We start from the raw sequence: 10,513 nt of genomic DNA, 5'->3' as shown, positions 1-10,513 counted from the left end.
AATCTTATTTACTTCTTCAAATTTTACAATATCAAAATGGTCTACTAAAAACTCTGGGAGTAATAATTTCAAGATTTCAGTTTCGTTTAGCATCCCACAAATTTACTACTTCATTTTAATTTCTCCCCAAGTTTTGAGACTGATCCTGAAAAGGATTAATTACCGAGGCTAAAAAAAATAGATACGAATTCTTGAAATTTTTAATTTGATTCTCATCAAAAACTATTTCCTCAAGAATTGCTTCAATTAAAAAATGTACTTTTAGTTAGCTCTATTTGCTAGATTTCATTTTGTTTTACTCAAATTTACCTTACTTTTGAAGTACAAATTTTATAATATGATTTCCGTTAAAGATGCTGTTTCAATTGTAAACTCAAATATTCCACCTTCAAAAGAAACTGAACTTCCCTTATTAGAAGCATTAAATTTCTGTTTGGCAAAAGATGTAATTTCCGAAATCAACATGCCACCTTTTCGGCAATCTGCAATGGATGGTTTTGCTTTGAATATTCACGAAAGTCTTGTTTATTATTTAATTGGAGAAATAAAAGCAGGAGATTCTCACAAAATTGAATTGAAATCAGGTGAAGCCATAAAAATATTTACCGGAGCTGCTGTTCCAGATTCTGCAAATGCCGTAATGCAAATTGAAAAAACAGTTTTAACCAACGAAATTTTAGAATTAAAAGAACCCATTCTTTTAGAAACCAATATCCGACCTTTAGGTGAGCAAATTAAAAAAAATGAAATCGCACTTTCTAAAAATAACATTTTAAATGCTGCAGCAATCGGATTTTTAGCTGGATTGGGAATTACAAAAGTTTCTGTTTACAAAAAACCAAGTGTCGGAATTTTAGTTACAGGAAATGAACTTGTAAAACCCAGAAATGATCTTGAATACGGAAAAATTTACGAAAGCAATTCCATCATGTTGCAAGCTGCTTTGTTAGATTCAGGTTTCAAAAATATCAACACCTACAATGTTGATGATGATTTTTTAAATACTAAAAATAGCATAGAAAAAGCATTAACCGAAAATGATATAATCTTAATTTCTGGAGGAATTTCCGTTGGAGATTACGATTTTGTAGAAGCTGCATTAGCAGAATTAAAAGTGGAAACATTATTTTATAAAGTCAATCAAAAACCCGGAAAACCTCTTTTGGCAGGGAAAATTGAAGATAAATTAATCTTTGCTCTTCCCGGAAATCCTGCGGCAAGTTTAACTTGTTATTACATTTATGTAAAACCTATTTTAAATCAAATTTCTGGAATTTCTAATAAAGAAAACGCTGTTTTGCAAAAGCAATTATCTCATGATTTTGCGGTAAATAATACAAGAAGTCAGTTTTTGAAAGCTAATTTTATAGATAATGAAATTTCGGTTTTATCGCATCAAGCTTCTTCTATGTTGAATACTTTTGCACTTTCCAATTGTTTAATCCATCTACCAGAAGGAAATTATGAACTAAAAAAAGGTTCAAAAGTTAGTATTTATCTTATTTAAGAATTCTAGTTTCGTTATCTTTGACAAAGTATAACGAAATAAATCCGCCTTGAAAATTAAAAGTAAAATTTGGATAGAAACCGAAAATGGAATTTTATTGAGTGAAGGTCGTGTACAATTGCTCAAAAAAATCGATGAAATGGGTTCTTTAAATAAAGCTTCAAAAGCGCTAAACATTTCCTATCAAAAAGCTTGGCGTCTAATTGACGAAGTAAGCAAAACCACAAAAAAACCTCTAATAGAAACAAAAATTGGCGGTGCAAAAGGTGGCGGAACTATTTTAACACCTTATGGAAAATCGCTTATTACCATTTTTGAAACCATCAATAAAGATTGCTGGAAGTTTCTAGACGAACAGTTAAAAAAACACGATTTATGTTAGTTTCAGAGATTTTGAATTCGCCTTGGTTACTGCTAATTTTGCCAATCGTTGCCTTTTTATACGCAAGTGTTGGTCATGGTGGAGCAAGTGGATATTTGGCTTTGATGAGTTTGTTTGCGTTGCCAATGACATTTATGAAACCAACCGCATTAATCTTAAATATTTTGGTTTCTGGCATTTCATTTTACTTTTATTATAGAGAAAATAATTTTAAATGGAAACTCTTTTATCCATTTGCAATTTCTTCGATTCCCTTCTCATTTTTAGGCGGATTTTTAACAGTAGATTCTAAATTGTACAAAATTATTTTAGCAACTTTACTTTTATTTGCCGTTTTCAGATTGTTGGATTTATTTGGAAAAGAGAAAGAAAATTTGAAAGAAATCAACATTCCTTTTGCGCTATTGATTGGAGCAATTATCGGGTTTTTATCTGGATTAATCGGCATTGGTGGCGGAATTGTATTAAGTCCGGTTTTGCTTTTATTAGGTTGGGCAAATATGAAACAAACAGCCGCAGTTTCGGCACTTTTTATATTTGTAAACTCTATTTCTGGGATTTTCGGTTTTCTTTCAAAAGGAGGCGAAATTCCCGCATCTTCTACTCTATTAATCGGAATTGTGTTTGTTGGCGGTTTTTTTGGAGCGTATTATGGAAGTAAAAAATTTAATAATAAAGTCTTGCGAAATATTCTCGCCTTCGTTTTAGGAATTGCAATTTTAAAATTATATACCATCTAATGAAACATATTTCTGCATACATTTTGGCTGGTGGAAAAAGTTCTCGAATGGGTTCGGATAAAGGATTGTTGCCTTTAAATGAAACTACATTTATCGAACATATTGTAAAAGCATTGCAAGGATCTTCCATTAAAAATATTACAATTGTTTCCTCAAATAAAGATTATGATTTTTTAAATTGTAATAGAATTGAAGATATTTATCCAGATAAAGGTCCAGTTGGTGGAATTTTCACAGCATTATCTCATTCAAAAACGGAACAGAATTTAATTTTAAGTGTAGATATTCCATTAATTTCTGTGGAAATTATCAATTGGTTGATTGAAAACATTGACGAAGAAAAGCAAATAACTCAAGTGAAAATTTTGGATAAAACAAGTCCGTTAGTTGCAGTTTATAATAAAAATACGGCTTCAATTTTTGAGGAAAATTTAATTAAAAATCAATTAAAATTAATGAAAATTGTAGAAAATATTCCAAATAAAACAATAGAAGTTCCGGAAAATTGGTGCAAATTTTTACAAAATATCAATACAAAAGAAGACTATCAAAATTTAATAAAATGACGATAACAGCAAAATATTTCGGCTTAATTGCAGATTTTACGAAGGAAATTGAAGAAGAATTCACTATTGAAAAATCAGATTTTTCAACAGAAGATTTATTGAATGATTTGAAACAAAAATACAGCGAATTGCAAGAAACTTCTTTTGTAATTGCAGTAAATAAAAATATTACTTCAGAAAATTTAAACTTAAAAAATAACGATATTATCGCATTATTACCACCTTTTGCAGGCGGATAAATAGTATACAATGGAACATTCTAAACGATATTCACGGCAAATTGTACTTCCAGAAATTGGAAGCGATGGTCAGCAAAAATTACAAAACGCAAAAGTTTTGATTATTGGTGTTGGTGGTTTGGGTTGCCCTGTTTTGCAAATATTGGCTGCTTCTGGAGTTGGAAATTTGGGAATTGTAGATGGCGATATTGTAGATGAAAGCAATTTGCACCGTCAAATTTTGTTTAATATAAATGATTGTGGAAAACTGAAAGTTGATGTTGCAATAGATGCTATTCTAAAAATGAATTCAGAAATAAAAATGGATATTTATTCTGAATTTATTAATGAAAGTAATATTTTTGAGATTGCAAAAAACTACGATATTCTTGTGGATTGCACGGATTCCATCGAAACCAGATATTTAATCAACGACATTGCAGTTTACCTCAACAAACCGATGATTTACGCTTCTATTCATAAATTTGAAGCACAGTTGAGCGTTTTTAATTATAAAAACGGTGCAACTTATCGATGTTTATTTCCAGAAAAAGAAAGTGAAACTATTCCAAATTGTGTCACGACTGGAGTTTTAGGAGTTTTACCAAATACTTTGGGAATGTTGCAAGCAACAGAAGTTTTAAAAATACTATTAGGAATTGGTTCAGTTTTTTCGGAGAAACTGCTTCTTTATAATTCTTTAGAAATGTCATTTAATGAGATTGAATTTACTAAAAATAAAGAACAATTTGAAATTGGTTTTGAAAACGGAAAACAATTAATTCAAAATAAAAAACAAAATTTAGAATTGAATAAAATCGATTTTTTAGAAAAATGTTTGGATGAAAATTTCAAAATTATTGATTTAAGGGAGGATCACGAATTGCCAAAATTAAATTATAATTCAGTCATCAATATTCCATTTTCAGAAATTGAGAAACATCAAAATGAATTCGAAAAAATTCAAAAAATTGTACTTTTTTGTCAGAGTGGAATTCGCAGTAAAAAAGCATTAGAACTATTTATAAATAAAGGTTTTACCAATGTTTATCATTTGCAAAATGGCATTCAATCTTTACATTTAGAAAATTAATTATGGAGAAAAAAACTATAAAAAAATCATTCACTCAAGGTGCAATTGCTGCAGAATTTATTGGAAATTCTATTGCAAAACACCAAAACAAAACATCCATTGGTGCGCACAATATTTTTTTAGGTCAAGTTCGTGCAGATGAAATTGAGGGAAAAATAGTTTCTGCGATAGAATATTCTGCTTACGAAGAAATGGCAGAGCAAAGTTTTTATGAAATAAGAGAAGCTGCTTTCGAAAAATATGATCTAACGTGTTTGCATATTTACCACAGTTTAGGATTGGTGAAAACGGGAGAAATCTGCTTATTCGTGTTTGTTTCTGCACCAAGAAGAAAGGTGGTTTATAAAGCTTTAGAATTTTTAGTAGAAGAAATTAAAGAAAAAGTTGCCATTTTCGGCAAAGAAATATTTGAAGACGAAACTTATACTTGGAAAAAGAATTCTTAAAAATGTCCGTTTTTACAAACACACAATTATTTGCCACAATATTGTCATTCCGTAGGAATCTCAACGTTTTGATAAAGGGTAATTTAGATTCCTACGGAATGACAGAAAAATGTTTAAAAAACTTTTAATTATAAATCACGGACAATTTCAAAATAAAAATTATGGTAGATATCACACATAAAATTACAACACAAAGAACTGCAACGGCTCTAGCTATTGTAAAAGTGGGAAATCCCGCAACAATTCAAGCGATAAAAGATAAAACCGTTCCAAAAGGTGATGTTTTGGAAGTGGCAAGAACTGCAGGATTATTTGCGGTGAAAAATACATCCAACGCAATTCCCGATTGTCATCCTTTGCCAATAGAATTTACGGCAATTTCCTACGAAATTTTAGAAATGGAAATTCATATAGAAATTACGGTAAAAACGATTTACAAAACTGGTGTTGAAGTGGAAGCGATGCATGGAGCGAGTATTGTGGCTTTGACAATGTATGATATGCTGAAACCTATCGATAAAAATGTAGAAATTTCTACCGTTAAATTATTGCACAAAAAAGGCGGAAAATCTGATTTTAATGATGCTAAAAGTTTAAATTTAGAGGTTGCCGTAATTGTTTGTTCGGATAGTGTTTCTAAAGGAAAAAAAGAAGATAAAGCTGGAAAAGTAATTACTTCTAAATTGAATACATTAGGTTTGGAAGTTGCCAATTATATCATCATTCCAGATGAATTGACGGAGATTCAAAGTGCTGTAAATCAATTCAATAAAGATAAAATAGACCTCATCATTTTAACTGGCGGAACTGGTTTATCGAACAGAGATATTACACCAGAAGCAATAATTCCGATGCTCGATAGAAGAATTCCAGGAATTGAAGAAGCCATCAGATCTTACGGTCAAAACCGAACGCCTTATGCAATGCTTTCGCGAAGTGTTGTTGGTTTTATTGGCTCAACTTTGGTGATTGCTTTACCCGGTTCTACAAACGGAGCAAGCGAATCTATGGATGCAATTTTTCCTGCGGTTTTACATTTATTTAAAATATTGAATGGCTTTAATCACGGAAAATAATATGCTTAAAATAGAAGATTTACACGGTAGAGTTCACGATTATTTACGAATTTCAATTACAGAAAATTGTAATCTTCGTTGCACCTATTGTATGCCTGCAGAAGGAATAAATCTGACGCCAAAAGCGCACATTATGACGGCAAATGAAATAGAAACTATCTCAAAAACATTTGTAGAATTGGGTGTCAAAAAAATCCGTTTAACTGGTGGAGAACCTTTGGTGCGAAAAGATGCACGAGATATTATCGAACGTTTGGGAAAATTGGGAACAGAACTGACGATTACTACAAACGGTTTGCTCGTTCATGAATATATTAAAACCTTTAAATCTGCGGGAATTTCTTCATTAAATATCAGTTTAGATACTTTAAATAAAGAAAAATACAAGCAAATTACAAGACGTGATCATTACGATGCTTTATGGAAAAACATCAATCTTTTAATGGAAAATAATTTTGAAGTTAGAATTAATGTTGTTTTAATGAAAGGTTTCAACGACTCGGAAATTATAAATTTTATTAATTTAACTAAAAACCTCAACATTCAAATTCGGTTTATAGAATTTATGCCTTTTAATGGAAATCAATGGGACAAATCGAAATTGGTGACTTATGCGGATATTTTAGAATTGGTTCAAAACAATTTTCAGGCAGAAAATATTCTTCGAATACAAGACAAACCAAACGATACTGCTAAAAATCATAAAATTAAATCTTACGTCGGAAGTTTCTCTGTCATCAGTTCTGTAACCAATCCGTTTTGTGGAACTTGCAACAGAATAAGATTAACTGCCGATGGAAAATTAAAAAATTGTTTGTTTTCCAACACCGAAAACGCGCTCTTAGATACCTTGAGAAAGGGCGAAAGCATTTTACCATTAATTGAAAAAAATATTAAATCTAAATTTCCTGTTCGTGGTGGAATGAAATCTGACGAAGAATTTCAAAACCCAGAATTATTTTCTAAAAATAGAAGCATGATAAAAATCGGCGGATAATTTCTATATATTTCGATTAATCTGGCCATTTTTATGATAAGATTATCAGACCACAAACGATGAATTTTATAAATATCTAATGCTCTCATTCTGCATAAGTTCGCTTTTTTAAATAATTATATTAGCTTTGCACACTTTTTGTACATTATTATCGTTTGTATGAAGTTACTATGTTGAAGTCTTATCTCTCAAAATTTTGCTTGCTTTCTTTATTTCTGTTGAATTCATTTGTCTTCGCACAAAAGGACAAAACCCGTGAAAAAGAAATTGAAGGTGTTGTAATAAATAATAAAAAAATAGAATATAGCAACAAAAAAGAAAATCCTGCTTATGCAATAATGCAAGAAGTATGGAAGCGCAAGCGCAACAACGGACTTTCAAACTACGATACCTACAGTTTTAAAGAATACGAAAAAATTGAATTTGATATCACAAATATTGATAGCGCCTTCATGGATCGTAAAGTTTTTCAAAAATTAGATTTTATCTTCAATTATGCAGATTCTGCAGATAATGGGCAATTGGCGCTTCCGCTTTTTCTGAATGAAGCAATCTACAAAAATCTTGGGCAAAACAAGCCAACAGCGAAAAACAAAAGACTATTGACGGCACAGAAAACCTCTGGATTTCAGCAGAACCAGATAGTTTCTTTGACGGCAAAAAATTTATACCGAGATTTTGATATTTACGATGATACCATTAATTTTTTCGATATCGGTTTCACCAGTCCTGTTTCTAGAAACGGATTTAGCACTTATGATTATCAACTTCAAGATACACTTTTCGTCAATGGGCAAGAATCTTTTAAAATAAAATACGAACCAAAAAGAAAAGATGTACTCGCTTTTGAAGGGTACCTTTACATTTCTACAGAATATTTTGCTGTGGTAGAAGCAACTTTAAGATCAACTAAAAAATTAAATGTAAATTTTGTGAATGGTATTTTCACGCAATTATCTTTTGACAATCCAGATGAAAAAACATTTCTGCGTACAAAATTTACAACGTCTATAGAACTTTCGCCAATATCTAAAGGAAAAAATGCAAAAGGTCTTTTGGCAACACGAACTGTAAATTATTCCGATTACGAATTTAATCCAAAACTAAAACCGGAAGATTTTGAGCAGCGGGAAGAAGAATTGGATCCAGAATTTTATAAAAAAGAAGATGTTTTTTGGGATACTGCCAGAACAGATTCTCTATCTACTAAAGAAAAAGGCATTTATACGATGCTTAATCAACTAGAAGAAACTCCAAGATTTAATAGATTGGTGAAATTATATGAAACCCTAGCTTCTGGATATTATAATGTAGGAAATGCTATAGATTTGGGTAGTGTATATTCAATTTATGGTTTTAATGAAGTGGAAGGTCATAGAATTAGATTGGGAGCAAGAACATATTTCGGAAGAAATGATACATGGAGACTACAGGGTTTTGGTGCCTATGGTTTTAAGGATCAGCAATTTAAATATGGTTTTGAAGGGAAGTGGATGCTTAACAAAATAAATAGATTCACTATTGGTGCAGGCACAAAAAGAGACATCACGCAATTAGGAGTTCAATTAACGAATGACGATGGCGTTTTAAGCAGATCTTTCGCATCTTCTACCGTGTTTGCAAGAGGAGAAAATGCTAGTTTAAGTTCTGTAAATCAAACCAATATTTTCACCTCTGTAGAACCATGGAAAAACTATCAATTGAGAGTAGATGGAACTTTGCAAAGTATAAAATCTGCAAATCCCGTTGCATTCAATTTAAATTATATCTACAATGGAGACCAACTTCGCAAAACTGTGAATGATAGCCATGTGACGGTGAGCTTAATTGCAAGACCGGGCGCAAAATTTTCTACCTACGGTCTAGATCGGTATGAACATTCTGCATTAACTCCAACTATTGTTTTAAAATATACGCGCGGAATTGAAGGACTTTTCAATGCGGATTTTACGTATAATAAATTACAATTTCTCTACTATCAACCATTTCTATTAGGAAGTTGGGGGAAAACTTTAATTAATGCAGAAGCTGGGAAAAATTTTGATACCGTACCGCTTGCGTTGCAAAACGTGATACCAGGAAATCAAAGTTATGGTTTGGTTCCCAATACTTTTGCACAATTAAATTACTATGAATTTGTTGCAGATGCCTATACAACTTTGCACGTGGAGCATCATTTTAATGGTAAAATTTTATCTTATATTCCTCTCATTAAAAAATTGAAATTTCGAGAGGTAGGATTTTTCCGAGCAGCTTATGGTACATTGAGTGATGCTTCTAAAAACATCAATGTAGAAGGATTTAGATATTCTGCACCTTCTGAAAAAATCTACTACGAATACGGTTTTGGAATAGAAAATATCGGCTTTGGGAATGTAAGGATTTTGAGAGTAGACTTCAATTGGAGAGGAAACTATTTAGACCGAACAGATATTTCAAAATTTGGTATAAAAGCAGGCTTTCAGTTTTCATTTTGATGGTGATATTCCTTATTAAATTAATTTTTTGATTTAAATTTTCCACTGTATCGCTTATGTACTATAATCGTGTTTAAAAATTATAGTTAAAAAAGATTTTATAAATTTGCAGAAAACAATAAATAATTATGGGATTGCATTTGAAGCCGATTGATGTTGTAGATGATATTTCTAAAGAAGATTTTCTAGAAAAGTATGTAAAGACCAGAAAGCCTGTAGTTATTAAAAATATGGCTAAAAAATGGCCTGCTTATGAAAAGTGGACCATGGAATATATGAAGGAAGCTGTTGGAGATGTAGAAGTTCCGCTATACGATTCTTCTAAAGCAGATCCTGCTGCACCAATAAATGCTGCAACTACCACAATGAAATTTGCAGATTATATAGATCTTATCCAAAGAGAACCTACAGATTTACGAATTTTCTTTTTTGATCCAATCAAACACGCACCTCAGCTTTTGAAAGATTATGTTTCTCCAAAAGAATTGATGGGTGGTTTTTTAGATAAATACCCAAGCATGTTTTTTGGTGGCGAAGGTTCTCAAACTTTTCTCCATTTTGATATAGATATGCCACATCTTTTTCACACCCATTTTAATGGTAGAAAGCACGTTTTGCTTTTTGATTATAAATGGAAAGAAAGATTGTACAAATTGCCTCTTGCAACCTATGCTTTAGAAGATTATGATATTTCTAATCCAGATTTCGAGAAATTTCCTGCCTTGGATGGTGTAGAAGGTATAGAATGTTTTTTAGAACATGGAGACACCTTATTTATGCCAACAGGATGGTGGCATTATATGAAATATTTAGATGGTAGTTTTTCTATTTCGCTAAGAGCTTGGGATAAATCTTGGGCTGTAAAAGCGCACTCGCTTTGGAATCTTACCGTTCAGCGAAATTTTGATAATCTGATGAAAGGGCAATTCAAGAAAAAATATATGGATTGGAAAGAGAGAAAAGCAGTAAAAACTGCTAATAAAGCTCTATCTAAAGGTTTGCCTAAATAAA

Annotated in this window: 11 protein-coding genes; all 11 read left to right on the top strand. The window is 31.4% G+C overall.

The features are described from left to right. The first annotated feature begins 337 nt into the window (after positions 1-337). Complete coding sequence (locus tag HNQ03_RS01385) at positions 338-1,507, top strand: molybdopterin molybdotransferase MoeA (protein WP_173777841.1); 1,170 nt, start codon at positions 338-340, stop codon at positions 1,505-1,507. Between the two features lie 49 nt (positions 1,508-1,556). After that, positions 1,557-1,889 carry a winged helix-turn-helix domain-containing protein gene (locus tag HNQ03_RS01380; RefSeq protein ID WP_173777840.1) on the top strand — a complete coding sequence of 111 codons (333 nt, stop codon included), beginning with the start codon at positions 1,557-1,559 and terminating at the stop codon, positions 1,887-1,889. Then, positions 1,883-2,629 carry a sulfite exporter TauE/SafE family protein gene (locus HNQ03_RS01375; RefSeq protein ID WP_173777839.1) on the top strand — a complete coding sequence of 249 codons (747 nt, stop codon included), beginning with the start codon at positions 1,883-1,885 and terminating at the stop codon, positions 2,627-2,629. Before HNQ03_RS01380 ends, HNQ03_RS01375 begins: the two co-directional genes overlap by 7 nt. After that, positions 2,629-3,195, top strand: a complete 567-nt coding sequence (locus HNQ03_RS01370; protein WP_173777838.1) for a molybdenum cofactor guanylyltransferase — start codon at positions 2,629-2,631, stop codon at positions 3,193-3,195. The genes HNQ03_RS01375 and HNQ03_RS01370 overlap by 1 nt, the downstream gene beginning before the upstream one ends. Further along, on the top strand, positions 3,192-3,434 hold the full coding sequence (locus HNQ03_RS01365) for a MoaD/ThiS family protein (protein ID WP_173777837.1): 243 nt from the start codon (positions 3,192-3,194) through the stop codon (positions 3,432-3,434). The genes HNQ03_RS01370 and HNQ03_RS01365 overlap by 4 nt, the downstream gene beginning before the upstream one ends. Positions 3,435-3,444: 10 nt before the next feature. Beyond that, complete coding sequence (locus tag HNQ03_RS01360; protein ID WP_173777836.1) at positions 3,445-4,506, top strand: HesA/MoeB/ThiF family protein; 1,062 nt, start codon at positions 3,445-3,447, stop codon at positions 4,504-4,506. 2 nt (positions 4,507-4,508) lie between these two features. Beyond that, the gene (locus HNQ03_RS01355; RefSeq protein WP_173777835.1) at positions 4,509-4,952 is read left to right on the top strand and encodes a molybdenum cofactor biosynthesis protein MoaE; all 444 of its coding nucleotides are present in this window, start codon (positions 4,509-4,511) and stop codon (positions 4,950-4,952) included. A 161-nt stretch (positions 4,953-5,113) separates the two neighbouring features. After that, a complete protein-coding gene (moaCB, locus tag HNQ03_RS01350) occupies positions 5,114-6,028 on the top strand; it encodes a bifunctional molybdenum cofactor biosynthesis protein MoaC/MoaB (RefSeq protein ID WP_173777834.1) in 915 nt (304 codons plus the stop codon). Next, complete coding sequence (gene moaA / locus HNQ03_RS01345; RefSeq protein WP_173777833.1) at positions 6,006-7,025, top strand: GTP 3',8-cyclase MoaA; 1,020 nt, start codon at positions 6,006-6,008, stop codon at positions 7,023-7,025. The genes moaCB and moaA overlap by 23 nt, the downstream gene beginning before the upstream one ends. Before the next feature lie 200 nt (positions 7,026-7,225). After that, positions 7,226-9,502, top strand: a complete 2,277-nt coding sequence (locus tag HNQ03_RS01340; RefSeq protein ID WP_173777832.1) for a DUF5686 family protein — start codon at positions 7,226-7,228, stop codon at positions 9,500-9,502. A 128-nt stretch (positions 9,503-9,630) separates the two neighbouring features. Then, complete coding sequence (locus tag HNQ03_RS01335; RefSeq protein ID WP_173777831.1) at positions 9,631-10,512, top strand: cupin-like domain-containing protein; 882 nt, start codon at positions 9,631-9,633, stop codon at positions 10,510-10,512. Position 10,513: the final 1 nt, after the last annotated feature.

Origin of the sequence: Frigoriflavimonas asaccharolytica, assembly GCF_013294015.1 — a bacterium.
GTDB classification, from domain to species: Bacteria; Bacteroidota; Bacteroidia; order Flavobacteriales; family Weeksellaceae; genus Frigoriflavimonas; species Frigoriflavimonas asaccharolytica.
The sequence above is the reverse complement of the archived record's forward strand: the minus strand, read 5'-3'. Positions and strand labels throughout refer to the sequence as shown.